The following is a 25,118-nucleotide window of genomic DNA, read 5'->3' on the forward strand; positions in this document are numbered from 1 at the left end:
CGGCTCAGGCCGTGACCGGCGCCCGGAGGAACTGTCCGGCCAGCGCGGTGTCGCCGGACAGGCGCGGCGGGGTGGCCGTTCGCTTCCACAGGCGCAGCAGGAGGTCCCGGGCCGGCGCCTCCGCGGTCGCGGCGGGCTCGACGGCCGGGCCGAGGGCGGGCGGCTGCCCCGGGTGCAGCGTCCAGGCGTCGCCGGTGTCGGTGGCGCGCAGCGCGAGTGGCGCGGCCAGCGACGGCGCGGGGTGCCAGCGGGTGACCCGCGGGAGCCAGACGGTCAGGACCTCGTCGACCCCGTCCGCGGCGACGGCCGGGTCGAGCGCGTGCCCGCTTCCCGAGTCGGCCAGGTGGACGGCGGTTTCGTGGACCTGACGGCGGAACCAGAACGCCTTGGTCTTCCCGGTGCCGCCGAAGTGCCAGCACGGCGCTGCGGGGTCGGCGACCTCGAGCTCGCCGAGCAACAGCTGCGCGCTTTCGGCGTACCACGCCACGAGGTCGGCGCTCGCCTCGGCGGCGAAGTCCTGCGGCTGGACCTCGCCGGTGCGGACGACGGTCGCGGCCCAGCGGTGCACGTTGCCCAGGTGCGTCGCGAGGTCGGCGACGGTCCAGTCCCCGCAGTCCGGGACGGGCGCGGCCGGGTCGGTGGTGCGCAGCGCCTCGGTGAAGGCGCCGGTCAGCTCGGCCAGCACCGGGAGGTAGTCGCGCGGTGCGAACGGCATCGTCGTCATGCGGGCTGTCATGCGGGCTCCGGGAAAAAGGGAACCGGGGCCACGCGGACGTGGCCCCGGTCCACGGGCATCACAGGTCGGGGAACCAGAGCTTCAGCTCGCGCTCGGCCGACTCGGGCGAGTCGGAGCCGTGGACCAGGTTGTACTGGGTCTCCAGCGCGAAGTCGCCGCGGATAGTGCCCGGGGTGGCCTTCTCGACCGGGTCGGTGCCGCCGGCGAGCTGGCGGAACGCGGCGATGGCGCGCGGCCCCTCGACGGCGAGCGCGACCAGCGGGCCCGACGTGATGAACTCCAGCAGGTCGCCGAAGAACGGCCGCTCCTTGTGCTCGGCGTAGTGCTCCTCGGCCAGCGCCTGCGGAACGGTCCGCAGCTCGAGCGCAGCGAGCTTGAGGCCCTTGCGCTCGATCCGCGAGACGACTTCGCCGACGAGGCCGCGCGCGACGCCATCGGGCTTGACCAGGACCAGCGTGCGTTCAGTCACGACGGTGTTTCTCCTTGATTAAGGTGGGTTTCGGTGCGCGCGAGCCTAGCCGACCCTGCTCAGCGGCCTTGCGGGTGCAGTGTCTTCGACCACAGGGACGCCCCGGTGGCGGCGCGCAGGTCCACCGTGAGGTCGCCGCTCGCGCCGTCGACGTTCAGCTCGCCGAAGTGCTGGAAGCCGTCGATCGGGGCCGTGTTCGCCGCCGGCGGGGCGTGCACGAACACCGCCTGCGGGCCGAACGTCGGGTCGAGCGTGTTGGGCCCGAACGCACCCGCGTTCAGGGGCCCGGACACGAACTCCCAGAACGGGTCGAAGTCCTGGAAGGCCGCCCGATCGGGCGAGTAGTGGTGCGCCGCGGTGTAGTGGACGTCGGCGGTCAGCCAGACGACGTTGCGGACGCGGCGGCGCTGGATCTCCCGCAGCACCCACGCCAGCTCGGTCTCGCGGCCGCCCGGCGCGCCCGGCAGGTTGTTCGCCACGGCCTCGATGTTGGCGCCATCCGGGACGACCAAGCCCAGCGGCATGTCGGCCTGGACGATCTTCCAGGTCGCCGTGCTGCGGCCGAGCGCGTCGGCCAGCCAGCGAACCTGGGCGTCACCGAGGATGTAGCCGGGCTTCGTCCGGTCCGCCGTGTTGGCGTTGCGGTAGGTCCGCATGTCCAGCACGAAGATCTCGACGCGGGAGCCGTAGGTGAAGCTGCGGTAGACGCGGCCGTCGACGGCCCGGCGCGAGTCGATCGGATGCCATTCGTGGAACGCCTGGTACGCGCGCGGCGCGAGGACGTCGACGCGCTTCTCGGTGTAGGCCGGGTTGTCCAGGATCTTGCCCGGGTACCAGTTGTTCAGGACCTCGTGGTCATCCCACTGGACGTAGGCGGGCACCTGCGCGGCGAAGCGCTTGAAGTTGTCGTCCAGGCGGTTGTACGCGTGCTGGCCGCGGAATTCGTCGAGCGTCTCGGCGACCTTCGACTTCTCCGGCGTGACGACGTTGCGCCAGGTGCGGCCGCCGGGCAGCGGCACGGTTTCGGTCAGCGGGCCGTCGGAGTACACCGTGTCGCCGCTGTGCAGGAACAGGTCCGGGCAGCGGGCCGCCATCGCCGAGAAGATCGTCATGCCGCCCAGGCCCGGGTTGATCCCCCAGTTCTGGCCGACGACGTCACCCGACCACAGGATCCGGGCGTCCCGGCGGCCCACCGGCGCGGTGGCGAACCGGCCGGTCAGCGGCTCGCTCGCCGCACGCCCGTCGAGGGCTTCGGCCGTCACGCGGTAGTGGTACTCGGTGCCCGGTTGCAGGGCGGGGACGCGCACGCGGCCGGTGCCGCCGCTGTCGGGACCCACCAGCGGGCCCGGCACGCGGCGGGCGTGCCGGAACGACGGGTCCCGCGCAATCTCGACGACCAGGCGCGACGGGCGGTCCGCCCGCGACCAGACGATGGCCGAGCCCGGCGTGACGTCGCCGGACTGGACGCCGTGGGTGAGCACCGGCCGGTCGCGGCGGACGAGCGGGACCGCGGCGAAGGCCGCCGAGGGCACGACGAGACCGGCGCCGGCGGCGGCGACGGCGGAAGCGCCGGTGAGCCCGGCCTTCAGGAGCGTGCGGCGGGAATGGTGGGTCGGTTCGGTCATGCGCGGTTTCTATCCCGCCGCGGCCAACGCCGGTTTGCGCGCGGGTGAACGAATACCGGGGGTTTCCCCCATGTGCGGACGTCATCGCCGTCGGTAGCGTGGCGATCACGACAAGGGGGTTCGAATGGGACACATCCGCAAGGCGCTGGCTGCTTTCTCGGCCGCGCTGGCCGTCACCACGCTCTCCACCGGGGTCGCCACGGCGGGGGAAGACGGCGCGAAAGCCGTTCTGCGCTACACCGAACACGGCATCCCGCACATCGTCGCCAAGGACTTCGCGGGCCTCGGCTACGGGTACGGCTTCGCGGCGGCGACCGACAACGTCTGCGAGCTCGCGAAGATCTACGTCACCGTGAGCGCGCAGCGGTCGCGGTACTTCGGCCCGGACGGCGAGGGCTACCGGTCGCTGTCCGAAGCGAAGACCAACCTGCACAGCGACCTGTTCTTCCAGCAGCTCAACGACTCCGGCGTGGCCGACCGGCTGGCCGCGCAACCCGCGCCGCAGGGGCCGCGGCCCGAGGTCCGGCAGGTCGTTTCGGGTTACGTCAAGGGCTTCAACGCCTACCTGGCCCGCACCGGCCGGACCGGGATCACCGATCCGGCCTGCCGCGGCGCGGACTGGGTCCGGCCGATCACCGAACAGGACTTCTACCGGCACTTCTACGCCATCGCCGTCACCGGCGGCCTCGGCTTCGTCACCGAAGGCCTCTTCGCGACTCCGCCGTCCGGTACGGCGACCGCGAGCCCGGGCACGGCCGCACAGCTGTCCGCGAGCCTGCGCGACGGGCTCGGCAAGGGCGGGCTCGGCAGCAACGGCATCGCCATCGGCAGCGACGGGACCGCGGCGGGCCAGGGCAGCGTGCTGCTGGGCAACCCGCACTACCCTGGCACGACGGGCGGCGGTTCTGGCAGAGCCAGCTGACCGTCCCGGGCCGGGTGGACGTGGCCGGGGCGAGCCTGCTCGGGATGCCGTTCGTGATGATCGGGCACACCGCCGACGCGGCCTGGACGCACACGGTGTCGACGCCGGTCACGTTCGGCCTGTTCGAGGTGCCGCTGACGGCCGGCGACCCGACGACGTACCTGGTCGACGGCAAGGCCGAGAAGATGACCTCCCGCGAGGTCACGGTCGAGGTCCGCCAAGCGGACGGCTCACTGCAGCCGGTCCACCGGACCTTCTGGGCGACGCGGTACGGCCCGGTGCTGAACGACGTCGGCGGCTTTTCGGTGCCGTGGACGGCGAAGTCGGCGTACGCGCTGCGCGACGCCAACGCGACCAACCTGCGCGGGCTGAACACCTGGTTCGAGCTCGACCAGGCCCGCAGCACGGCCGACATCGTCAAGACGCTGAGCCGCACGCAGGGCGTGCCGTGGGTCAACACGATCGCCACCGACCGGGCGGGCAACGCGCTCTACGCCGACATCCAGGTCGTCCCCCACGTCACCGACGAGCTGGCGAAGGCGTGCAGCACTCCACTGGGGCAGCAGACATTCCCCGGTGATCAACTGGCCATTTTGGACGGTGGGAAGTCGTCCTGCCGGTGGGGTTCCGACCCCGGAGCCGTGGAACCGGGCATCTTCGCGCCGGCCCGCCTGCCGCAGCAGCAGCGCCGGGACTACGAACTGAACACGAACGACAGCGCCTGGCTGGCGAACGCGAAGGCGCCGATCACGGGGTACCCGCACATCGTCGGAGACCAGGCCACCGAGCGCAGCCCACGCACCCGGGAAGCGCTGCTCACGGCCGAAAAGGGCGGGTTCAGCACGGAGTCGGTGAAGACGATGCTCTTCGCCGACCACAGCCTGTTCGCCGACCTCGCGGCGGCGGACCTGGCGAAGCTGTGCGCATCGTTCCCGGACGGGCGGGCGCCGTCGTCGTCCGGCCCGGTGCCGGTCGGCCCGGCGTGCACCGCGCTGGCGAACTGGGACCACACGTATTCGCTCGACAGCCGGGGTTCGCTGCTGTTCCAGCGGTTCGCCGCGCGGCTCGGCGGCCTGCCCCGGTTCACCGTGCCGTTCGACCCGAAAGCACCGTTGACCACGCCGAACACGCTGAACGTCGGGAACGCGGACGTTCAGCGGGCGTTCGGGAACGCGCTTGCCGAGCTGCGTGCGGCGGGGCTCGCCCCGGACGCGCCGCTGCGCGACGGCCAGTCCGTCACCCGCAACGGCGACCGCATCCCGATCCACGGCAGCCAGGGCCAGCTCGGCGTGCTCAACGTGATCACGCCGGTGTGGGACCCGGCGCGCGGCAACACCGAGGTGGCGCACGGCTCCAGCTACATCCAGGTGGTCGGGTTCGGCGGGCGCGCGTGCCCGGACGCCTCGACGTTGCTGACGTACTCGCAGTCGGCCAACCCGGCATCGCCGTACTTCAGTGACCAGACGAAGCTCTTCAGCCGTGGTGCCTGGGTGAAGGAACGGTTCTGCGAGGCCGACATCGTGCGCTCCCCCGCGCTGCGGATCGTCGTGCTGCGCTGACGGCCCCGGCGGAGGCGGGCGCTCAGCCGCTCGTCTCCGCCGACAGCGCCCGCAGCTCGGCGAACGCCTCGTCGAGGTGCTCGTCCAGGCTGCGCGCGGACTCCCGGATCCAGGCGCCCGCCGCGTGGTGGAAGGTGATCCAGCCGACGTGGGCGGCCAGCGCGGCGGGCCGGTCGCCGACCCCCCGCTCGCGCAGCGCCGCCGCCAGGGCCTCGGCCATCGCCGCGGCCTTGGCCAGATCGCGCTCCCGCAGCGCCGGGGTCGCGGCGATGACCGCCAGCCGCGGTTCGGCGAACGGCCGGTTCGCCGCCAGGATCCGCCCGGCCGCCCGGAAAGCGCGGACCAGCACTTCGAGCGCCGGCAGGCCCGCGGGCGCGTCGGCCACCGACCGGGTCAGGGCCGCGCGCAGGTCGGCTTCGCCGTCGAACAGCACTTCGCGCTTGTCCGGGAAGTGCCGGAAGAACGTGCGTTCGGTGACGCCGGCCCGGGCGGCGATCTCGGCCGTCGTCGTCCGGTCGAACCCACGTTCGCCGTACAGCTCCAGGGCCGCCTGCTGAAGGCGGCGGCGGGCATCTTCTCCACTGCGGGGCACGGCGTCAGCCTACCGGTAGCGACAGCGCCTGACACTACGCGGTAGAGTCGGTAGCGTCAGTCACTGTCACTACCCCGGAGAGACTCCCATGCACGTGTTCGTCACCGGCGGCTCCGGCCTGACCGGCCCCGCCGTCGTCGCCGAGCTGCTCGCGGCCGGCCACACCGTCACCGGCCTGGCGCGTTCGGCCGCGGCCGCTGCCCGGCTGGCCGCGCTCGGCGCCACCCCGCACCCCGGCTCGCTCACCGATCTCGACAGCCTGCGCGCCGGCGCCGAAGCCGCGGACGGCGTCCTGCACATGGCCTTCGGCGGCGACTTCAGCGACCCCGACGACATGATGCGGCGCGACACTGCCGCCATCGAAGCCCTCGGTGGCGGGCTGGAGCACACGGGCAAGCCCTTCGTCAGCACGTCCGGCACGCTGGTCATGCCCGCCGGCCGGGAAAGCACCGAGCGGGACGAACCGGATACGTCCGGGCTCGCCGCGTTCCGGATCGCCGGCGAGCGGGCCTGCCTGGACTTCGCCGATCGCGGGGTGCGGGCGAGCGTCGTCCGGCTCGCACCCACCGTGCACGGCCCCGGGGACCACGGCTTCATCGGCATGCTCGTCGACACCGCCCGCAAAACCGGGAAGTCCGCCTACGTGGGCGACGGCGGCAACCGGTGGCCCGCGGTGCACCGGCTCGACGCGGCCGTCCTGTTCCGCCTGGCGCTGGAGCAGGCGCCGGCCGGCAGCGTCCTGCACGGAGCCGCGGAGAACGTCCCGTTCCGGAGCATCGCCGAGACGATCGGCCGTGGCCTGGACCTGCCGGTGGTCTCCCTGACGCCGGAGGAGGCCGCCGGGCACTACGCGAGCCCGTTCATGGCCCGGGTGTACGGCTTCAACGCGCCGGTTTCCAGCGCCTGGACGCGGGAAGCGCTGGGCTGGTCACCCCGCCACCCGTCGCTGCTCGACGACGTGGCCGACGGCGACTACCTCTGAGGAGGAGGTCAGGGCTGGGGCTGCTGGCTCGCCAGCGTCCCCGCGGCCATCCGGCGGGCGACGTCCCGGCGCAGCCACAGCAGCCACAGCCAGACCGCCAGGAAGATCACGCCCAGCACCGCGATCGCCGGCAGCCAGAACACCAGCGCGACGAGCACCACCTGCAGCGCCAGGATCACCGGCACCGCCCACGGGCGCTTCACGAACCCGCACGTCACGACCAGCAGGACCGCCACCGCGATGACCGTCCAGCCGGTGCCCGTCGAGATGCCGCCGCCCAGCTTGTTCACCACCGGGAGGGCAAGGGCGACCGTGATCGCCTCCATGATCAGCGTCCCCGACATCACGCCGCGGAAGCCCTTCATCGGGTCCTTGGGCTTGGGCTTCTCCGGAGGCTGCGACGTCACGCCGGCTCCTTCCCGAACAGCGTGCGCGCCTCGCCCGCCGTGACCACCGAGCCGGTGACCAGCACGCCGCCACCCGCCAGGGGTTCCTCGGGGTCGTCGTTCGTCTCCACGAGCGCGATCGCCGTCTCGATCGCCGTCTCCAGGTCCGTTTCGGCGACCACGCGATCCTCGCCGAACACCGAGATCGCCAGCTCGTTCAGCTCCTCCAGCGGCATCGACCGCGGTGAGGAGTTGCGCGTCACGACGATGTCGGAGACCACCGGCTCGAGCGCGTCGAGGATGCCGTGGGCGTCCTTCTCGGCCATCACGCCGACCACCGCGACCAGGCGGCGGAAGGCGAACTCCTCGGACACCGTCGCCGCCAGCGCGCGGGCGCCGTGCGGGTTGTGCGCCGCGTCGAGCAGGACCGTCGGGGCCGAGCGGACGCGCTCGAGCCGTCCCGGCGTCTCGACCTCGGCGAACGCCTCGCGCACGGCCTCGACGACCAGCTGCTTGTCCTTGCCCGCGCCGAAGAACGCCTCGACCGCGGCCAGCGCGAGCGCGGCGTTCGCGGCCTGGTGGGCGCCGTGCAGCGGGAGGAAGATTTCGTCGTACACGCCGCCGAGGCCCTGCAGCTTCAGCAGCTGCCCGCCGACGGCGATCTCCTTTTCGAGCACGCCGAACTCGCTGCCCGCGCGCGCCACCGCGGCGTCGACCTCGACCGCGCGCTCCAGCAGCACCTTCAGCACCTCGGGGTCCTGCTCGGCGATCACCGCGACCGAGCCGGGCTTGATGATGCCCGCCTTCTCGCGCGCCGCGCTCACCGCGTCGGGCCCGAGGTACTCGACGTGGTCGAGGCCGATCGGGGTGATGACGGCGACGTCGGCGTTCGCGACGTTCGTGGCGTCCCAGGCACCGCCCAGGCCCGCTTCGAGCACCGCGGCCTCCACCGGGGCGTCGGCGAACGCGGCGAACGCCATCCCGGTGAGGATCTCGAACTTGCTCAGCTCGACGCCGTCCGCGGACGCACCGTCCACCATGGACACGTACGGCGCGATGTCGTGCCACAGCTCGGCGTAGCGCGCGGCGGAGATCGGGCGGCCGTCGAGCGCGATCCGCTCGGTGACCAGCTGCAGGTGCGGGCTCGTGTAGCGGCCGACGCGCAGGCCCATCCGGGTCAGCAGCGCGTCGATCATCCGGGCCGTGGAGCCCTTGCCGTTCGTGCCCGCCACGTGCAGGACCGGGTAACCGCGGTTCGGCTCCCCCAGCAGCTGGGTCAGCGCCGAAATCCGGGTCAGCGACGGCTCGATCTTCGTCTCCGGCCACCGCTGGTTCAGCTCGGCCTCGACGGCCAGCAGCTCGCGCCGCGCCTCGGGGCCGTCCGGGTCGCCGTACTCGGCCTGCTCGCCCTGGTCGTCGAGCTCGTGCAGCTCGGTGTCCTCGGGCACGGTGAGGTCGGGCACCGGGCCGGTGGCGAGGTTGTCCCCGAGCTGGCCGACACCGCCGATGCCGCCGCGCGAGCCGCCGCCGGCTTCGAACGCGGTGTCGCGGACGTCCAGCTCCGGGTCGTGGTCGTCGGACTCCTCGTACCCCGACGTCCCCAGTTCGTCGACGCCCGCGAAGCTGTCCAGATCCGACAGGTCCGGCCTGCGACCTGTCTCATCCTGCGGCACTGAATCTCCTCCGGCCTGGGGTTTCGCACTTGCCTTCCGAGTCTACGTGCGTGCGGAGGTGGCACTCTCGACGCATGCCGTTCAACCACAACGACCACTACCACCCGCTGCTGCTGGACCTGCTGCCGCCGGGCCCGGGGATCGCGCTGGACGTCGGCTGCGGCACCGGGCGGTTCGCCCGGCGGCTGGCCGCGACCGGGATGGCGGTGGAGGCCGTCGACGTCTCGGCGGCGATGGTCGAGGCCGCCTCCGGGCTGGGGTCGCCGGGCCCCGGCGAAATCGTCTACCGGCAGGCCGACGTCACCACCGACCCGCTGCCCGAGGCGCACTACGACTACATCTCGTGCCTCGCGTCGCTGCACCACATGCCGTTCGAGACGGTCACCAAGCTCCGCCGCGCGCTGGTGCCGGGCGGGGTGCTCGTGGTGCTCGGCCTGGCCCGGCCGAGCACCCCCGCGGACTGGGCGCGCGCCCTCGCGGCGTTCCCGGTCAACGCGCTCGCGCGGCTGGTCGTCTACGCCGGCGAACGGCTCAACGGCGGCCCCGAGGAGGGCCCGAAGGCCCCCGTCGTCGACGACTACCCGACGCTGGCCGAGCTGCGCCGCGAGTCGGCGCGGCTGCTGCCCGGCAGCACCGTCCGGCCGCTGCTCTTCTGGCGCACGTTGATCACTTACCGTGAGCATGAGCGGCGGTGACCCGACTGGCGGGTGAAGTCCGTCCCCTCGGCGGCCCCGGCTCGCTAGATCTGGTGGCGGCAGTTCCACCAGCGAGATCGGGGTCTCCATGCGCACCACCCGGCTGCTCGTCGCCGTCTCCTCGGCAGCCATCCTGCTCACCGCCACCACCACCGCCACCTCCACCACCGCCGCCGCCACCACCGCCGCGTCGGCCGCCGGGCAGCTCCACCACTACGTCGCGCTCGGCGACTCCTACACCTCGGGGCCGTTCATCCCGGCCCAGCGGTACGACCCGCTGGGCTGCGCGCGGTCGACGGCGAACTACCCGTCGGTCGTGGCGGCCGCGCTCAAGCCCGCCGCGTTCACCGACGTCAGCTGCGCCGGCGCCGACACGGGTTCGATGACCCGCGCCCAGCAGGTCCCGCTCAACGGCACCAACGCCCCGCAGCTGGACGCCCTCCGGATCGACACCGACCTCGTCACCCTCGGTCTCGGCGGCAACGACTACGGCCTGTTCGGCAGCCTGACCAAGACGTGCCCGGGGCTGCGGGCCGGCGACCCGACGGGCAACCCCTGCGAGAAGCACTTCACGACCAACGGCGTCGACACGGTGACGACGGCGATCACCGCCATCCAGCCGCGGATCGGCGCCGTGCTGGCCGCGATCCACCAGCGTTCACCCGGCGCGCGGGTGCTGGTCGTCGGCTACCCGCGGATCGCGCCGGAGAGCGGCTACTGCCCGGACATCCTCCCGTTCGCCGACGGCGACTACGCCTGGCTGAACCGCGTCCAGAGCGACCTCAACGCAGCCCTCGAAGACGCGGCGGCGAGCGGGGACGCGGACTACGTCGACACGTTCGGCCCGTCCCGCGGGCACGACGCCTGCGCCCGCGGCGGCTCGGCGTGGATCAACGGCAAGGACCTGAACGTCTTCGCCGCGGCCGCCTACCACCCCCTGAAGGCCGGGATGGCCGGCATGGCCGCGGTGGTGCTCAAGACGGTGGCGCTCAAGACGGTGGTGCTCAAAACGCTGCGCTGACGAAGTCCAGCACGAGCCGGGCGAACTCGGCCGGCAGCTCGGCCGGGGCGCCGTGCCCCGCGTCGATCTCGGCGGCGCGCGCGTCCGGGATGGCGGCGACCAGTTCGCCCTGCTGGGCCGCGGTGACGATCCGGTCGTGCGCGCTGCCGAGCACCAGCACCGGCGCGGTGATCCGGCCGAGCACCGGCCGCAGGTCGACGGCCCGGTCGGTGCCGATCTGGCGGTCCGCGCCGGGCTGGATCACCGTCTCCAGCGTCTTGACGAGCTGTTCGTTGCTCTCCGCGGTGGCCTGCTCCCAGTAGCGCGGGCCGAAGGCCATCAGCGGGAGCATGCGGGCGAAGGCCCCGGTTTCCAGCAGATCCAGCCAGTAGCGGAATTCGGCGTCCTGCCGGACGTCGGTGACGGGCCAGGCGGCGTGCAGGACGGCTTTCCGGACGCGGTCCGGGCGGGTGCCGGCGAGGTGGGCCGCCACGACCGCGCCCAGCGAGTGCCCGACTACGTGGGCTTTCTCGATGCCGGCGTGGTCGAGAACCGCTTCGGCCTGGGCGGCGAGACCTTCGACGGTGAGCGGGCCGCCGTCGTCGGTGGTCAGGCCGGAGCCGGGGAAGTCGGGAGCGAGGACGGTGAAGCCGGTCGCCTGCGCGGTCAGCGGTGCCCACTGCTCGCGGGAGGCGGCGGTGCCGTGCAGCAGGAGCAGGGCGGGACCGTCACCGGTCCGGTCGTAGTGGACGACGGCGTCGTCCACTGTCACTTTCGGCATGGTCTTCCTTCAGGCGATTTCGCGGAGGGCGGCGGTGAACGCGCGCGGGTTTTCCTGGTGCGGCAGGTGCCCGCAGCCGGCGAGGACGTGCACGCGGGCGCCGGGCGTCTCGGCGGCGCAGGCGCGCGGCACTTCGAGCGGGATTTCGGCGTCGAGTTCGCCGTGCAGGTAGGTGATCGGGACGGCGAGGCCCGCCAGCCGGGGCCGCGGGTCGTAGGTGGTGCACTCGGTGAACAGGGCGTCGATGTAGACGCCGGAGTCGAGCAGCTGCCGGACCGTCCAGTCGACGAGCTCGCGTGAGGCGCCCGGCGCGAACCAGTTCGGCACCCAGCCCGCCAGCGCGCCGGCCCGGTCGTCGACGAGCCGCACCCGCAGGTCCTGCACGAGTTTCCGCATGCCGGTGCTGGGCCAGTACCCGGGGCTGTCGACGGCGACGACGCGTTCGACGAGATCGGGGTGGGCGAGGGCCAGCTCGGTGGCGAAGACGCCGCCGATGCTCGACCCGACGACGGTGGGCTTGATGGCCAGCGCCTTGACGACGGCCGCGAGGTCCTCGGTGACGCCGTCGATGGTGTTGCCCTCGGCGGGGTGGTCCGAGCGGCCGCAGCCGCGCCAGTCGAGGGTGACGACGCGGTGGTCGCGCACGAGATCGGGCAGGCACGACTGCCAGACGCGGCCGCTGGTCCCCCACCCGTGCAGGAACAGCAGGGCGGGACCGGCCCCGGCGTCTTCGTAGTGGAGGCGGATCCCGTTGACTTCGATGATCGGCATGGGTTCATGGAAGCCTTCCGGTCCGCTGTTTTCGATGAGCAGTCCGCTCCTACACTGATCACGAAGCCTGATGAATGGGGGGCGGCCGGTGGAGCTGCGTCAGCTGAAGTACTTCGTGACGGTGGCGGAGGAGCTGCACTTCGGCCGCGCGGCGGAGCGCCTGCACATCGTCCAGCCGGCGGTGAGCCAGCAGGTCCGGCGGCTGGAGCGGTCGCTGGGCGTGCCGCTGTTTTCGCGGACGACGCGATCGGTGGCGCTGACGGAGGCGGGCCGCCGGTTCCTCCCGGAGGCACGGGCGGTGCTGGCGGCGGCCGAGCGCGCCCGCGAAGCGGTGGCGCCATCCGGCGGTTTGGTCCGGCTGGGGACCAGCGAAGGCCTGGGCGACCGGCTGGACGCGTTGCTGCGCGCGTTCGCCCGGCTGGCGCCTTCGGCGTCGTTGGAGCTGGTCCACGCCCCGACTGTGCAGCGCCTGCAGCGGGTCCGGGACGGCTCCCTGGACGCGACCATCGTGCGGGGGTCCTGGCCTTCCGCGGGGCTGGACTTCACTCCTTTGTGGATGGACGACGTCTGGGTCGCGCTGCCGGCTTCCCACCCGTTGGCCGCTGCGCCGGAGGTCTCGTTCGCTTCACTGGCATCGCTTCCGGCGCGGTTGAGCCCTCCGTCGCGCAATCGGCCGTTGTACGAACTGGTGGTGTCCTCCTGCCGTTCGGCGGGGTTCGAGCCGTTGCTGGGTGCGGACTTCACGACGGCGCAGGACACGCTGGGAACGCTGGGGTTCGGCCGTCCACACTGGACGGTGTTCTACCGGGCGCACGCGAAACTGCTGCCGGTGCCGGGGGTGGTGTTCCGCCCGCTGCGGGAGCCGGCACCACGGATGCAGACGTACCTGGCAACACTCTCGGACCGGCGGTTGACCACGGAACTGGTGGCGTTGATCGAGGCGGCCCGGACGATAGAAGCGGACTGAGTCGCCAGTTTCGGCGCGTTGCCCGGATCGGAGGTCGCCGATGGGCCATCATGTCCGGGTGGCCGACGCCGAGCCGGGCAGCAAGCCCGCCGAGAAGGAGCAGAAGCCGCCCGAGGGCTTGTCCCAGTTCATCGGCAAGGTGCTCGACCAGCTGAGCTTGAGCGCTTGGATGCCGGCCGCCATGCTGGTCGGCTGCGGCGCCGTCCTGCTCCAGCTACGGAGCCAGGGCAACTTCGACATCGGTGCCGCGGTGGTCGGGGCTGACCGCGAAGCCGCTGGGCATCCTCGTCGTGCTGTTGTTCGCGCTCGTCCTGGCCGCGTTGGTCAGCCAGGCCTTCTCGTTCTCGGCGATCCGGTTCTTCGAGGGCTATTGGAAGGGCCCGCTCGTGTGGTTGGGCATCTACCGCCTCATGGTGCGACGCAAGACGAAGAGACGAGCCAATCTCGACGCCAAGCTCAAGCATGAAGAAGACTACGCGTTCGAGCGGGCGATCTTGAGGATGCTCCTACGCGACTTCCCCCGGCCGCTCATCCGCGCGATCGTGGAGGCCCGCCGCGAGAAAGAGGGGCCGACCACGCGCGAACAGCGGGAGGCCGCCGCATTCGACTGGCAGCAGGTTCTCCCTCCCGACGCAGTCGGCAAGCTGTCGCGGATCAAGCAAGCCAGAGAGGATTACCCCGCTCCTCACCGAACGCTGCCCACTAAGCTCGGCAACATCCTTCGGGCGACGGAAGACTCGATCAACCGTGGTCAGGAAACACAAGATCTCGTTCTGCGGCGCGGCGATGCGATCCCGGCTCGGCTCAGGCTCCACCACGACCAGTTCCGCACCCGCCTGGACATGTACTGCACCTTGATCTTCGTCAATCTCGGACTGGCGGCGCTTACGGTTGCGCTACTCGCGCCTGCCCGCAATTCGTTGCTCGGCACGGCCGTCATCACCATGGTGTTCTTGCTGCTCGCGCTCGCGAGCTACTCGGCCGCGATCACGAGCGCACGGGGATACTGCACGACCCTGAAGGTTATCTTCTCCACTCCCGCCGACTGAGCAACCTGTTCAGCCTTTGCCGCCTCCAACCGGCTCCATCGGCAAGCCATGCCGGGGACAATCAGGCCGGCTGAAAGAACGACGCTTCTGCCGACAGCCGGGGACCGGGCACCGATACTGCTTCTCGCGCAGCTCGGACTCCCCTGGAAGCCGGTCATCGACCACCGACCGACTGTCCCCCGGTGCGCGGCGAGTTGTCAACGCGCCGAACGGCGGCAATGCCGGCCCACCCCTCGACGCATCCGGTTCAGCCTTCACGACAAAGCCCGGCACCTTCCACGTGAAAGTGCCGGGCTCGTCAGGGACTACCTCAGGAAGCCGGGAGCGCCGCCAACCGCGCGGTGATCCGGTCGATGTCCGCCACCGCCGTCTCGCGGCGGGTCTTGATCTTCGCCACCACCTGCTCGGGGGCCTTCGCGATGAACGCCTCGTTGCCCAGCTTGGCCTCCGTCTGCGACAGCTCCTTCTCCGCCGCCGCGAGGTCCTTCTGGAGCCGCTTGCGCTCCGCGGCCACGTCGACCGTGCCCGACAGGTCCAGCTCCACCGTCACCACGCCGTCCGCCAGGGCCACCTCCAGTGACGCGCTCGCCGCGAAGTCGTCAGCGGGCGCCGTCAAGCGCACCAGCGAGCGGACCGCCTCTTCGTGACCACCCGTGTACCCCGCCAGCCGGGCCGCCACCTTCTGGCCCGGCTTCAGGCCCTGGTCCGCGCGGAAGCGGCGGATCTCCGTCACCAGCTTCTGGACGTCCGCGATCCGGGCGTCCGCCGCGGGATCCGCGTAACCCTCGACCGCGACCGGCCAGGCCGCGACCACCACCGAAGAACCGCCCGTCAACGCCGTCCAGAGCTTCTCCGTGATGAACGGGATGAACGGGTGCAGCAGCCGCAGCACCGTGTCCAGCACGTGCCCCAGGACCGACCGGGTCGCGGAAACCCGCGCCTCGTCGCCCTGGTAAAGCTGGACCTTCGCCAGCTCCAGGTACCAGTCGCACAGCTCGTTCCACGTGAACTGGTAGAGCGCCCCCGCCACCTTGGCGAACTGGAAGTCCTCGAACAGGCCGTCCACTTCGGACACCAGCGCGCTCAGCCGGCCCAGGATCCAGCGGTCGGCTTCGGTCAGCGAAGAAGCAGCGGGCAACGGGTCAGCGACCGAAGCGCCGTTCATCATCGCGAACTTCGTCGCGTTCCACAGCTTCGTGCAGAAGTTGCGGGAGCCCGCCGCCCACTCGTCGGCCAGTGCCATGTCCGCGCCCGGGTTAGCGCCGCGGGCCAGGGTGAAGCGGGTCGCGTCCGCGCCGTACGCGTCCATCCACTCCAGCGGGTCGATCACGTTGCCGCGCGACTTCGACATCTTCTTGCCCTGCGCGTCGCGGATCAGGCCGTGCAGGTACACGTGGTCGAACGGCTGCTTGCCGCCCATCTGGTGCACGCCGAACATCATCATCCGGACGACCCAGAAGAACAGGATGTCGTAGCCCGTCGACAGCACGCTCGTCGGGTAGAACTTCTCCAGATCCGACGAAGACGACGGCCAGCCCAGCGTGGACATCGGCCACAGGCCCGACGAGAACCACGTGTCCAGCACGTCCGGGTCCTGCGTCCAACCTTCACCGGACGGCGGCTGCTCGTCCGGGCCGACGCACACGACCTCACCGTCCGGGCCGTAGTACACCGGGATGCGGTGCCCCCACCACAGCTGGCGCGAGATCGTCCAGTCGTGCATGTTGTCGACCCAGTCGAAGTACCGCTTCCCCAGCTCCGGCGGGTGGATCTTGGTGCGGCCGTCGCGCACCGCGTCGCCGGCCAGCTTGGCCAGTTCCTCGACCTTGACCCACCACTGCAGCGACAGCCGCGGCTCGACGACCGTGTCGCACCGGGAGCAGTGCCCGACCGCGTGCACGTACGGCCGTTTCTCCGCGACGATCCGGCCGGCCTCGCGCAACGCGGCGACCACGGCCGGACGGGCCTCGAACCGGTCGAGGCCCTCGAACGGGCCCGGCGCGGTGATCTCCGCGCGCTCGTTCATGATCGTCAGCATCGGCAGGTCGTGGCGGCGGCCGATCTCGAAGTCGTTCGGGTCGTGCGCCGGGGTGACCTTCACCGCACCCGTGCCGAACTCCGGGTCGACGTGCTTGTCGGCCACGATCGGGATGCGGCGGCCGGTCAGCGGCAGCTCGACCTCGGTGCCGACCAGGTGCGCGTACCGCTCGTCGTCGGGGTGGACGGCGACCGCGGTGTCGCCCAGCATCGTCTCCGCGCGGGTCGTCGCCACCACGATCGCGCCGTCGCCGTCGCCGTAGCGGATCGAGACGAGTTCGCCGTCGTCGTCGTTGTGGTCGACCTCGATGTCCGACAGCGCCGTCTGGCAGCGCGGGCACCAGTTGATGATCCGCTCGGCCCGGTAGATCAGGCCCTCGTCGTAGAAGTTCTTGAACACCGTCTGGACGGCCTTCGACAGGTTTTCGTCCATGGTGAAGCGCTCGCGCGACCAGTCGACGCCGTCGCCGAGGCGCTTCATCTGGCCGAGGATCTTGCCGCCGTACTCGGCCTTCCACTCCCAGACGCGCTCGACGAACTTCTCCCGGCCCAGGTCGTGGCGCGAAAGGCCCTCGCCGGCCAGCTGCCGTTCGACGACGTTCTGCGTCGCGATGCCGGCGTGGTCCATGCCCGGCAGCCACAGCACCTCGTAGCCCTGCATGCGACGGCGGCGGCTCATCGCGTCCATCAGGGTGTGGTTGAGGGCGTGGCCCATGTGCAGCGAGCCGGTGACGTTCGGCGGCGGCAGTACGATCGAGAACGGCGGCTTCCCCGACGAGGCGTCGGCCGTGAAGTACCCGGCCGCTACCCAGCGGTCGTACATCGGTGCTTCCTCGGCGGCCGGGTCCCAGGCACCCGGAAGGTCGGTGGTCTGCTGCGGAGCGTTCTCGGTCACAATGGACAAGTCTACGAACCCGTCACGGCGGGTCACCCAGGGGGAAGGCACTCGGACGATGGCAGAGCCTCAGCAGCCGCAGGAGCCGGACGACCGGCGCATCGAGACGCACCCGGACCTGGTGAACCCGGACTGGCAGCGCTACGCCGAACGGGACGCCTGGCTGGGCGCGAAGAAGGACCTCAAGAAGCGCCGCAAGCGCGAGCGCCGTGCGGGCGGCTACCGGCAGCCGGGGCAGAGCCGCTGGCCGGGCGTGCTGGCCCTGCTCATCGTGGTCGGGCTGGTCGCCGCGGCGATCATCGTGCACCAGCTCCAGGGCGTCGGCGTCAACGAATTCGCGTATTTCGGGTAACACTCGCGTGCCCCCGTCGATGATCAGGCGTCGACCTTGGGGGGAAGCACGTGGACGAAGAGAACCTGCTCGACAGGCACCCGGACCTGATGGACCCGGAGTGGCGCAAGCACGCGCAGACCGACGCCTGGCTGGGTTCGAAGCAGGACCGCAAGCAGTTCCGCAGGCAGCAGCGGCGTGCCGCGCGCGGCCCACGCCGCCGCTGGTGGGGCTTCGCCGTGTTCGTGCTGGTCCTCGCGGTGGTCACCACGGCGATCGTCCTGCTCGGCCGGCGGCCCGCCGAGGACGCCGCCCCGCCGAACCCGACGTCGGTGCCGGACGTCGCTCCGGTCGACCTGGCCCGGCCGTACGCGCACACCCCCGCCGACGTCTGGCCGAAGGGCCTCGACGGCATCACGTCACCCGCCCCGGCCGCCGTCGGGGCCTTCAAGGCCGACGCGGTCGCGGACGCCTACGCGAAGGTGCGCCAAGCCATCTTCGCCGCCAACCTGGACCCGGCCGTGCTCTACCGGCACGACACCGCAGCTTTCCTCGCCGGGTTCGCTCCCGACCAGCGCGATCAGCTCGTGCCGAGGCTCGCCGAAAAGCCCTCGAAGGACGGCGGCTTCGACGCCTACGTGACCGAGATCGCCGACGGCTACCACCTGCTCGACGCGGGCCCCCGCACGTTCGGCACGCTCACCGCGCGCGCCGGCGACAAGCCCGGCGAGCTGGCCGTGGACGCGAAGTACGTCGTCGCCTACGCCTTCGACAACGCCCACCCCAGGTCGCTGACCAGCCCGAACGAGATCGTGAGCTTCCTGCGCGTCGACGAGACCTACGTGGTGGTCACCGGCTCCCGGGTCGCGAAGTCCAGCCTGGGCCTGTGGCTCGACGGCGGTCAGAGCGCCCTCTCGTCGGTGGGCTGCGCCGCCGCCAAGGAAGGCTACCTGGCCCCCGGCTACGCGAACCCGTCGTCGTCCACACCGCCGACCGGCGACCAGGACGCGCCGGGCTACTACGACCCGAAGTACCCGATGCCCTCGCTCGACGGATGCAACTGATCGTTCGATCACAACCTCGTTCGATCACAGCCTCGTTCGATCACAGCCTCGTTCGATCACAGCCAGATGCACAGTCTGGACTGCACAGTTAAACTGTGCGCATGGGCGAAGTACCTCCGCACGTGGCCGAGAGCGCGGGCTGGATCCGCGGGGTCGTCGGGCAGCTGCACCGCCGGCTGCGCCACGTCGACAACGCCGGGATCCTGACGCCGTCGCAGTCCGCCGTGCTCCACCGGCTCCACCGTGAAGGCCCGGCCACCCAAGGTGAGCTCGCCGCCGCCGAGCACGTGCGGCAGCAGTCGATGGCCGCCACCCTCGGCGTCCTCGACGAGCTCGGCTACCTCGCCCGCACGCCCGACCCGGCCGACCGCCGCCGCGTGGTGATCAGCCTGTCCGACGCCGGCCGCGACACCGTGCGCGGGATCCAGCAGAACCGCGACGAGTGGCTGGCGCAGGCGCTGCTGGACGAGCTGTCCCCGGCCGAGCTCGACGCCGTCACCCGCGCGCTGCCGTTGCTGCAGCGCGTCGCAGAACACTGAAGGAGCTCCTCACGACCACCCTCACCGCTCCCGCCAAGTTCGGCGCGCGCCTGGTCACCCCGCTGGTGGCCGGCGCGGTGCTCAACCCGATCAACTCCACGCTCATCGCCGTCGCGCTCGTGCCCATCGGGCGGAGCTTCGGCGCCGGCCCCGGCCAGACCGCCTGGCTGATCTCGGCGCTGTACCTGGCCACCGCGGTCGGGCAGCCGGTCGTCGGCCTGCTGGTGGACCGCCACGGTGCCCGCCGCGTCCTGCTCGGCGGGGCTTCGCTGGTGATCGTGGCCGGCGTCGCGGGCATGCTCCCGCTCTCCGTCGGCTGGCTGACCGGCGTCCGCGTGGTCCTCGGCCTGGGCACGTGCGCCGGGTTCCCGGCCGCGATGGCCGTGCTGCGCCACCACGCCGAGGCGCACGGCCAAGGCGTCCCCGCGCGGGTGCTGTCGGTGCTGTCGATGTCGGCGCAGACGGTGATGGTGATCGGGCCGACGCTGGGCGGCGTGCTGATCGGCCTCTTCGGCTGGCCGGCCATCTTCGCGGTGAACATCCCGCTGGCCGGGCTGTCGCTGGTCCTGGCCCTGCTGTGGGTGCCGAAGGACGACCGCGGCGCACGCACCGCCACCCGGATCGACGTGCTGGGCATCGCGCTGTTTTCGGCGACCCTGCTCGCGCTCCTGTTCTTCTTGATGGACCCCGGTGCCGACGGGTGGCTGCTCGCCGTCGTCGCCGCGTTCGGGACCGCCTTCACGCTGGTGGAGCTGCGGCGCGACACGCCGTTCCTCGACCTGCGGATGCTGGCGGCCAACCGCGCGATCCTGCGGACCTACCTGCGGCAGGCGCTGAGCTTCATGGCCATCTACGCGATCATGTTCGGGTACGTCCAGTGGCTCGAAACAGCGCGGCAGCTGTCCGAGGAAGCGGCCGGGCTGATGCTGCTGCCGATGTCGGGCACGGCCGTCTGCGCCGCGGCGTTTTCCGGGCGCGCGTCCGGCATCAAGGCCCGGCTGGTGACGGTGGCGGTGGCCCTGACCGGCGGTTCGGCGCTGTTGCTGCTGGTCCACGACGGCACGTGGGTGGGCGCGCTGCTCGCGTTGGCGGCGTTGTTCGGCCTGGCCCAGGGCCTGACCAGCGTGGCGAACCAGACGACGCTCTACCGCGAGGCCCCCGCGGACCAGATGGGCACGGCGAGCGGTTTGTTCCGCACGGCCCAGTACCTGGGGGCGATCGTGGCCTCGACGCTCATCGCGCTGTGCTACGGCCCGCACGCGGATTCCGCGGGCCTGCACCGGCTGGCCGTCGCCCTGGTGGTGATCAGCGGACTGCTGCTGGTGGTCACCGTCGCCGACCGCGGACTGCGGGCGGAAACGGCCTGGCCCCCTCGTGGCGTCCGGCGATCATCAGGGCGCACGATGGGCGCATGACCCGTGATGCGCCGGTGCAGGACGTCGACGAAACCCGCCTCGAAGTGGGCAAGCCGAAGGGGTGGGCCGCCGGGGTGCCCGGGGTGGCCGTGTCGCTCGCGCGCAGCGTCGAGCAGCTGGGCACCGGGCGGACGATCAAGGCGCTGCGGCTGCTGAACCAGCGGGAAGGCTTCGACTGCCCCGGCTGCGCGTGGCCGGAACCCCGCGAAGCCGACGGCGAGAAGCGCAAACTGGCGGAGTTCTGCGAGAACGGCGCCAAGGCCGTCGCCGAGGAAGCCACGAAACGGCGGGTCGACCGCGCGTTCTTCGCGAAGCACCCGATCGGCGAGCTCGAGACCAGGACCGACTACTGGCTGGGCCAGCAGGGCCGGATCACCGAACCGTTCGTCCTGCGCGAGGGCGCGTCGCACTACGAGCCGATCTCCTGGGACGACGCGTTCGAGCTCGTCGCGGGCGAGCTCAGGGCGCTGACCGACCCGAACGAAGCGATCTTCTACACCTCCGGGCGCACCAGCAACGAAGCCGCGTTCCTCTACCAGCTGCTGGTGCGCTCCTTCGGCACCAACAACCTGCCGGACTGCAGCAACATGTGCCACGAGTCCTCGGGCGCGGCGCTGTCGGCCACCACCGGTGTCGGCAAGGGCTCGGTGAGCCTCGCCGACATCCACCGGGCCGACCTCATCGTCGTCGTGGGGCAGAACCCGGGCACCAACCACCCGCGGATGCTCTCGGCGCTCGAGCAAGCCAAGGGCAACGGCGCGAAGATCATCGCCGTCAACCCGCTGCCGGAAGCCGGGCTGATGCGGTTCAAGAACCCGCAGAACGTCCGCGGCGTCGTCGGCAAGGGCACGCCGCTGGCCGACGAATTCGCGCAGATCCGCCTCGGCGGGGACCTCGCGCTGTTCCAGGCCGTCGGGCACCTGCTGCTGGCCTGGGACGCGCAGGCACCGGGCACGATCGTCGACCGCGACTTCGTCGAGCGGCTCACCGACGGCTTCGCCGACTACGCCGGGCACCTCCGGGAGATCGACTGGCCCGAGATCGAGCGCGCGACCGGCCTGCCGCGCCCGCAGATCGACCGGGTCGCTCGGATGATCGCCTCCTCCGAGCGCACGATCTACTGCTGGGCGATGGGGCTCACGCAGCACAAGCACGCGGTGCCGACGATCTCCGAGATCGCGAACCTCGCCCTGATGCGCGGCATGATCGGCAAGCCCGGCGCCGGCCTGTGCCCGGTGCGCGGGCACTCGAACGTCCAGGGCGACCGGACGATGGGCATCTGGGAGAAGATGCCGCAGTCCTTCCTGGACGCCCTCTCGGCCGAGTTCGGCGTCGAGGTCCCGCGCGACCACGGCTTCGACACCGTCGACGCGATCCGGGCGATGCGCGACGGCCGCGGCAAGGTGTTCTTCGCCGTCGGCGGCAACTTCGCCTCGGCGACGCCGGACTCGGAGCTGACCGGGAAGGCCCTGCGCTCGTGCTCGCTGACCGTGCACGTGTCCACGAAGCTGAACCGGTCGCACGTCGTGCCCGGCCGCAGCGCCCTGATCCTGCCGACGCTGGGCCGCACCGAACGCGACGTCCAGGCGAGCGGCGAGCAGTTCGTCACGGTCGAGGACTCGATGTCCCAGGTCCACGCCTCACGCGGACGCCTGGAGCCGGCGAGCGAGCACCTGCTCTCCGAGGTGGCCATCGTCTGCCGGCTGGCCGAAAAGCTGTTCGGCGCGGCCCACGCCGTCCCGTGGCGGACGTTCGAGACCGACTACGACCTGATCCGCGACCGGATCTCGCGGGTGGTGCCGGGCTGCCGGGACTACAACCGCCGCGTCCGCGAGCCGGACGGGTTCGTGCTGCCGCACGCCCCGCGCGACTCCCGCGAGTTCACCGGGACCGCGAACGGCAAGGGCAACTTCACGGTGTCGGACCTGGAGTACCCGCAGGCCCCCGAGGGCCGGCTGCTGCTGCAGACGATGCGCAGCCACGACCAGTACAACACCACGATCTACGGGCTCTCGGACCGCTACCGCGGGATCGAGAACGCCCGCCGCGTGGTGCTGGTGCACCCGGCCGACCTCGCCGCGCTCGGCCTGGCCGACGGGGCCCTGGTCGACCTCGTCTCGGAATGGCGCGACGGCGACCGCCGGGCCCCGGCGTTCCGGGTCGTGGCCTACCCGACCGCGCGCGGCTGCGCGGCGGCGTACTTCCCGGAGGCGAACGCGCTCGTGCCGCTGGACTCGGTGGCGGACCGGTCGAACACGCCGGTGTCGAAGGCCGTCGTCGTGCGGCTCGAAGTCCCGGCCTGAGGAACCTCAGCCCTGGTAGTCGCGCTGCAGCGTGCCGGTCATGTCGGTGACCACGGCCTGCACGTTGTCCAGCGTCGCGGCCGGGATCAGCGCGGCCTCGGTCCCGCCGTCGGCGATGGCCAGGCCCAGCACCACGTTCCCGGTCCGGACGGCGGCCCACTGCTCGGAGAACCCGGCCTCGTCACCGACCCCGGTGGCGAGCCGGACGCCCGAGTGGTCGCCGAGCGCGTCGGTCATCAGCTGGGTGGCCTTGGCGGCGGCCTCGTCGGCGTCGGACTGCGTGAACCGCACGACGGCGATCGTGACGAGCCGGTAGTCCTGCAGGTCGGGCTTCCCGCCCCCGAGGGCGCGGGCGAACAGGCGGCGGCACGTGGTGACCTCGTTGCCGTCGCTGGCGTGGTCGTCGGGGATCACCCGGGGCTCGGCGGTCTTCACCGAGTCGGGCGGGATCTCGACGGTCGCGGGCGCGAGCTGCGCCTGCGCGTTCGGCCCGGGCAGCCGGCAGGCGTCGATCGCGCCCGGGTAGTGCACCGAAGCGGACGCCGACTGGCACCCGGCACAAAGAACGGCTGACGCGAGGACGGGCAGGATCCACCCACCCCGGGCAACGCTGCTGCGCATAAATTCCCGGACTTTCCGTATTCCCTGAAATTGAGTTTCCGGATCGCGCACCGATCGGGTGAACTTTCCGGCCGCGACGTGGTCTTGATCCGCCGACGGTCACCGCACCCTGCCTCACCAGTGCGGCAGCGTCAAGACCAATGACCCTGGTGGTCCACCGTGGTCCGGTCCCGGCCGGTGCGTGCGGGAAATTCCCGCGCATTTCCGGGATCGGGCGGAAAATCCGACACTTCGCCGCGGAGCAATTCGCGGGCGGGTCAGTCCACGCAGACGACGCCGTTCGACGTGATCGGGTCGTCCGCGGCGCCCGCGGGAGCGCCCCCGCCGCCCGCGACGCCGGGGCCGGAGTAGACCGTCCCGAGCACCACTTCGATGTGCCCGGCCGGCACCGACGCCGACTGCTGCGCGGCCAGGCCGCCCAGCAGCTTCGCCACCTCGGCGCCGCGCCCGGCCAGGTCGGGGCCGAACCGGACCAGCGACGTCCGCCGCCGGTCCGCGTTGCCCGCCGCGCGGGCGGTGAACCCCTTGTCCCGCAGGACCCCGGCCACGCGGACCGCGAGGCCTTCCTTCGGGCTCGCGTTGGAGACGTCGACGGTGACCGCGCCGGCCGGCTCGGCCGGTGCGGTCGGTGCGGCCGGGGCCGGGCTCCCGACCAGGCTCGCCGCGAAGGCCTTCACCGCGGCCGGATCGACCTGCACCGCCGTCGCCTTGGGGTTCGCCGGGTCGTACCGGTAGTCGACGTTGCCGACCGGGATCGTCGCGAACCGGATCCCGCCACCGCTGACCCCGCGCATCTGCGCGACGAAGTCGAGGAGGTTCCACGAGTCGTCCAGCACGACCGAGCGCTTCACCGCGTCGATCAGGTCCGACAGCTTCCCCGGGTCGGCCAGCGTGCCCGCCGAGAGCACCTGCCGGGCCAGGCCGGCCAGGAACACCTGCTGGCGGCGGACGCGCGCGAGGTCGGTGCCCGGGAGGCCGTCGCGCTGCCGGACGAAGGCGAGCGCGTCCGCGCCCGAGACGCGCTGCGGTCCGGCCTGGAAGTCGGCGCCCGAGTTCTCGTCCTTGGTGGCTCGCTTCAGGCAGACGTCGACGCCGCCGACGGCCTTGCTGATCTCGTAGAAGCTGAGCAGGTTGACCTCGGCGAAGTGGTCGATCTTCACCCCGGTGAGGTCCTCGACCGCCTGCCGCGTCGCGCGCCGCCCGGCCGTGACCGCACTCTGGTTGATCTTGGTCTTGTCGGTCTCGCCCGCTTCGCGCAGCCGTCGTGCTTCGGTGGCCTTGGCCCGCCCGAAAGCGGCGTTGATCTTTCCCTTCCCGCCCGGCATCGACACGTAGCTGTCGCGCGGGATGGAGAACGCTTTCACCTCTTTGGTGCCGTTCGGGATGCGCAGCACGATCAGGGTGTCGGTCAGGTCGTCGCCGTTGGCCCCCACCCGCAGTTCGCGCAGCACGTCCGCGGGCAGCGGGTTGCCCTGCTGGTCGGCACGCGAGTCCCGGCCGACGAGCAGGATGTCGAGCGAGCCGTCGGCCGGCTGCTCGCCCGGCTTCGTCTCGCCGTCGGCGTCGATGACGCTGTCGCGCGAGACCTGGTCGAGGGCGTGGAGGTTCGCGTAGCCGTACGCCGTGCCGCCGAAGACGACCACGGCCAGCCCGGCGACGGCGATCCTGCCCAGAACATGCACGCTCCCTCGACGCACGGGCACCCG

22 protein-coding genes and 1 pseudogene are annotated in these 25,118 nt (G+C 71.7%); 11 read left to right on the top strand and 12 right to left on the bottom strand.

Annotation, left to right across the window (positions count from 1 at the left end; translation table 11 throughout):
* Nucleotides 1–4 precede the first annotated feature (4 nt).
* The 3 genes from ACLJOU_RS21760 to ACLJOU_RS21770 all read right to left on the bottom strand — a co-directional run bounded on the left by ACLJOU_RS21760 (nucleotide 5) and on the right by ACLJOU_RS21770 (nucleotide 2,830).
* Entirely contained in the window at nucleotides 5–724 is a 720-nt protein-coding gene (locus ACLJOU_RS21760) for a maleylpyruvate isomerase family mycothiol-dependent enzyme (RefSeq protein ID WP_410569693.1), read from the bottom strand.
* Nucleotides 725–794: 70 nt separating this feature from the next.
* On the bottom strand, nucleotides 795–1,205 hold the full coding sequence (gene ndk / locus ACLJOU_RS21765; protein WP_043777641.1) for a nucleoside-diphosphate kinase: 411 nt from the start codon (nucleotides 1,203–1,205) through the stop codon (nucleotides 795–797).
* A 59-nt stretch (nucleotides 1,206–1,264) separates the two neighbouring features.
* Nucleotides 1,265–2,830 (bottom strand): alkaline phosphatase D family protein, encoded by a 1,566-nt coding sequence (locus ACLJOU_RS21770; protein WP_410569492.1) that lies wholly within the window; start codon nucleotides 2,828–2,830, stop codon nucleotides 1,265–1,267.
* 124 nt (nucleotides 2,831–2,954) lie between these two features.
* Here ACLJOU_RS21770 and ACLJOU_RS21775 point away from each other — a divergent pair.
* Nucleotides 2,955–5,311: pseudogene (locus ACLJOU_RS21775) on the top strand (penicillin acylase family protein).
* A gap of 22 nt (nucleotides 5,312–5,333) precedes the next feature.
* Here ACLJOU_RS21775 and ACLJOU_RS21780 read toward each other — a convergent pair.
* Nucleotides 5,334–5,903: a TetR family transcriptional regulator gene (locus ACLJOU_RS21780; RefSeq protein WP_410569493.1), complete on the bottom strand. Its 570-nt coding sequence runs from the start codon at nucleotides 5,901–5,903 to the stop codon at nucleotides 5,334–5,336.
* Nucleotides 5,904–5,991: 88 nt separating this feature from the next.
* On the opposite strand from ACLJOU_RS21780, the gene ACLJOU_RS21785 reads away from it, so the two are divergent.
* Nucleotides 5,992–6,885 (top strand): SDR family oxidoreductase, encoded by an 894-nt coding sequence (locus tag ACLJOU_RS21785; RefSeq protein ID WP_410569494.1) that lies wholly within the window; start codon nucleotides 5,992–5,994, stop codon nucleotides 6,883–6,885.
* Nucleotides 6,886–6,893: 8 nt separating this feature from the next.
* On the opposite strand, the gene ACLJOU_RS21790 is transcribed toward ACLJOU_RS21785, so the two are convergent.
* Entirely contained in the window at nucleotides 6,894–7,250 is a 357-nt protein-coding gene (locus ACLJOU_RS21790) for a DUF4233 domain-containing protein (protein ID WP_410569694.1), read from the bottom strand.
* Between the two features lie 38 nt (nucleotides 7,251–7,288).
* Nucleotides 7,289–8,944, bottom strand: a complete 1,656-nt coding sequence (gene folC / locus ACLJOU_RS21795; protein WP_410569495.1) for a bifunctional tetrahydrofolate synthase/dihydrofolate synthase — start codon at nucleotides 8,942–8,944, stop codon at nucleotides 7,289–7,291.
* Between the two features lie 74 nt (nucleotides 8,945–9,018).
* On the opposite strand from folC, the gene ACLJOU_RS21800 reads away from it, so the two are divergent.
* Together ACLJOU_RS21800 and ACLJOU_RS21805 are read left to right on the top strand one after the other, a co-directional pair.
* Entirely contained in the window at nucleotides 9,019–9,639 is a 621-nt protein-coding gene (locus ACLJOU_RS21800) for a class I SAM-dependent methyltransferase (RefSeq protein ID WP_410569496.1), read from the top strand.
* A gap of 88 nt (nucleotides 9,640–9,727) precedes the next feature.
* On the top strand, nucleotides 9,728–10,660 hold the full coding sequence (locus ACLJOU_RS21805; protein WP_410569497.1) for an SGNH/GDSL hydrolase family protein: 933 nt from the start codon (nucleotides 9,728–9,730) through the stop codon (nucleotides 10,658–10,660).
* Here ACLJOU_RS21805 and ACLJOU_RS21810 read toward each other — a convergent pair.
* Entirely contained in the window at nucleotides 10,644–11,420 is a 777-nt protein-coding gene (locus ACLJOU_RS21810; protein ID WP_410569498.1) for an alpha/beta fold hydrolase, read from the bottom strand. The two genes, ACLJOU_RS21805 and ACLJOU_RS21810, sit on opposite strands and share 17 nt — an antisense overlap.
* 9 nt (nucleotides 11,421–11,429) lie before the next feature.
* Nucleotides 11,430–12,191, bottom strand: coding sequence for an alpha/beta fold hydrolase (locus ACLJOU_RS21815; RefSeq protein WP_410569499.1), 762 nt, complete (start codon nucleotides 12,189–12,191; stop codon nucleotides 11,430–11,432).
* A gap of 70 nt (nucleotides 12,192–12,261) precedes the next feature.
* Between ACLJOU_RS21815 and ACLJOU_RS21820 the strand changes: the two genes are divergently transcribed.
* Nucleotides 12,262–13,158 (top strand): LysR family transcriptional regulator, encoded by an 897-nt coding sequence (locus tag ACLJOU_RS21820; protein WP_410569500.1) that lies wholly within the window; start codon nucleotides 12,262–12,264, stop codon nucleotides 13,156–13,158.
* Between the two features lie 48 nt (nucleotides 13,159–13,206).
* Here ACLJOU_RS21820 and ACLJOU_RS21825 read toward each other — a convergent pair whose 3' ends face one another.
* The gene (locus ACLJOU_RS21825; protein ID WP_410569501.1) at nucleotides 13,207–13,398 is read right to left on the bottom strand and encodes a hypothetical protein; all 192 of its coding nucleotides are present in this window, start codon (nucleotides 13,396–13,398) and stop codon (nucleotides 13,207–13,209) included.
* A 2-nt stretch (nucleotides 13,399–13,400) separates the two neighbouring features.
* Between ACLJOU_RS21825 and ACLJOU_RS21830 the strand changes: the two genes are divergently transcribed.
* Nucleotides 13,401–14,207 (top strand): hypothetical protein, encoded by an 807-nt coding sequence (locus ACLJOU_RS21830; protein WP_410569502.1) that lies wholly within the window; start codon nucleotides 13,401–13,403, stop codon nucleotides 14,205–14,207.
* A 310-nt stretch (nucleotides 14,208–14,517) separates the two neighbouring features.
* On the opposite strand, the gene ACLJOU_RS21835 is transcribed toward ACLJOU_RS21830, so the two are convergent.
* Nucleotides 14,518–17,139 carry a valine--tRNA ligase gene (locus tag ACLJOU_RS21835; protein WP_410569503.1) on the bottom strand — a complete coding sequence of 874 codons (2,622 nt, stop codon included), beginning with the start codon at nucleotides 17,137–17,139 and terminating at the stop codon, nucleotides 14,518–14,520.
* 58 nt (nucleotides 17,140–17,197) lie between these two features.
* Here ACLJOU_RS21835 and ACLJOU_RS21840 point away from each other — a divergent pair, with 58 nt between their 5' ends.
* The 5 genes from ACLJOU_RS21840 to ACLJOU_RS21860 all read left to right on the top strand — a co-directional run bounded on the left by ACLJOU_RS21840 (nucleotide 17,198) and on the right by ACLJOU_RS21860 (nucleotide 22,791).
* The gene (locus ACLJOU_RS21840) at nucleotides 17,198–17,491 is read left to right on the top strand and encodes a hypothetical protein (protein WP_410569504.1); all 294 of its coding nucleotides are present in this window, start codon (nucleotides 17,198–17,200) and stop codon (nucleotides 17,489–17,491) included.
* A gap of 50 nt (nucleotides 17,492–17,541) precedes the next feature.
* Complete coding sequence (locus ACLJOU_RS21845) at nucleotides 17,542–18,534, top strand: hypothetical protein (protein ID WP_410569505.1); 993 nt, start codon at nucleotides 17,542–17,544, stop codon at nucleotides 18,532–18,534.
* A 101-nt stretch (nucleotides 18,535–18,635) separates the two neighbouring features.
* Nucleotides 18,636–19,073, top strand: coding sequence for a MarR family winged helix-turn-helix transcriptional regulator (locus ACLJOU_RS21850; protein WP_410569506.1), 438 nt, complete (start codon nucleotides 18,636–18,638; stop codon nucleotides 19,071–19,073).
* A 65-nt stretch (nucleotides 19,074–19,138) separates the two neighbouring features.
* The gene (locus ACLJOU_RS21855; protein ID WP_410569507.1) at nucleotides 19,139–20,488 is read left to right on the top strand and encodes an MFS transporter; all 1,350 of its coding nucleotides are present in this window, start codon (nucleotides 19,139–19,141) and stop codon (nucleotides 20,486–20,488) included.
* Nucleotides 20,485–22,791: an FdhF/YdeP family oxidoreductase gene (locus tag ACLJOU_RS21860; protein ID WP_410569508.1), complete on the top strand. Its 2,307-nt coding sequence runs from the start codon at nucleotides 20,485–20,487 to the stop codon at nucleotides 22,789–22,791. Before ACLJOU_RS21855 ends, ACLJOU_RS21860 begins: the two co-directional genes overlap by 4 nt.
* A gap of 6 nt (nucleotides 22,792–22,797) precedes the next feature.
* Here the strand turns inward: ACLJOU_RS21860 and ACLJOU_RS21865 are convergent, their stop codons facing one another.
* Nucleotides 22,798–23,412 carry a hypothetical protein gene (locus tag ACLJOU_RS21865; RefSeq protein ID WP_410569509.1) on the bottom strand — a complete coding sequence of 205 codons (615 nt, stop codon included), beginning with the start codon at nucleotides 23,410–23,412 and terminating at the stop codon, nucleotides 22,798–22,800.
* Nucleotides 23,413–23,669: 257 nt separating this feature from the next.
* A complete protein-coding gene (locus tag ACLJOU_RS21870; protein ID WP_410569510.1) occupies nucleotides 23,670–25,094 on the bottom strand; it encodes an LCP family protein in 1,425 nt (474 codons plus the stop codon).
* Nucleotides 25,095–25,118: the final 24 nt, after the last annotated feature.

The sequence above is a fragment of the Amycolatopsis sp. cmx-4-61 genome, assembly GCF_046548775.1.
GTDB lineage: Bacteria > Actinomycetota > Actinomycetes > Mycobacteriales > Pseudonocardiaceae > Amycolatopsis.

Excerpts from the sequence above, each read along its gene's own strand:
- ACLJOU_RS21760 (WP_410569693.1), bottom strand. The coding sequence starts at position 724 with ATGACGACGATGCCGTTCGCACCGCGCGACTACCTCCCGGTGCTGGCC.
- ACLJOU_RS21770 (WP_410569492.1), bottom strand. The coding sequence starts at position 2,830 with ATGACCGAACCGACCCACCATTCCCGCCGCACGCTCCTGAAGGCCGGG.
- ACLJOU_RS21785 (WP_410569494.1), top strand. The coding sequence starts at position 5,992 with ATGCACGTGTTCGTCACCGGCGGCTCCGGCCTGACCGGCCCCGCCGTC.
- ACLJOU_RS21790 (WP_410569694.1), bottom strand. The coding sequence starts at position 7,250 with ATGAAGGGCTTCCGCGGCGTGATGTCGGGGACGCTGATCATGGAGGCG.
- ACLJOU_RS21800 (WP_410569496.1), top strand. The coding sequence starts at position 9,019 with ATGCCGTTCAACCACAACGACCACTACCACCCGCTGCTGCTGGACCTG.
- ACLJOU_RS21805 (WP_410569497.1), top strand. The coding sequence starts at position 9,728 with ATGCGCACCACCCGGCTGCTCGTCGCCGTCTCCTCGGCAGCCATCCTG.
- ACLJOU_RS21810 (WP_410569498.1), bottom strand. The coding sequence starts at position 11,420 with ATGCCGAAAGTGACAGTGGACGACGCCGTCGTCCACTACGACCGGACC.
- ACLJOU_RS21815 (WP_410569499.1), bottom strand. The coding sequence starts at position 12,191 with ATGCCGATCATCGAAGTCAACGGGATCCGCCTCCACTACGAAGACGCC.
- ACLJOU_RS21820 (WP_410569500.1), top strand. The coding sequence starts at position 12,262 with ATGAATGGGGGGCGGCCGGTGGAGCTGCGTCAGCTGAAGTACTTCGTG.
- ACLJOU_RS21825 (WP_410569501.1), bottom strand. The coding sequence starts at position 13,398 with ATGTCGAAGTTGCCCTGGCTCCGTAGCTGGAGCAGGACGGCGCCGCAG.
- ACLJOU_RS21840 (WP_410569504.1), top strand. The coding sequence starts at position 17,198 with ATGGCAGAGCCTCAGCAGCCGCAGGAGCCGGACGACCGGCGCATCGAG.
- ACLJOU_RS21850 (WP_410569506.1), top strand. The coding sequence starts at position 18,636 with ATGGGCGAAGTACCTCCGCACGTGGCCGAGAGCGCGGGCTGGATCCGC.
- ACLJOU_RS21860 (WP_410569508.1), top strand. The coding sequence starts at position 20,485 with ATGACCCGTGATGCGCCGGTGCAGGACGTCGACGAAACCCGCCTCGAA.
- ACLJOU_RS21865 (WP_410569509.1), bottom strand. The coding sequence starts at position 23,412 with ATGCGCAGCAGCGTTGCCCGGGGTGGGTGGATCCTGCCCGTCCTCGCG.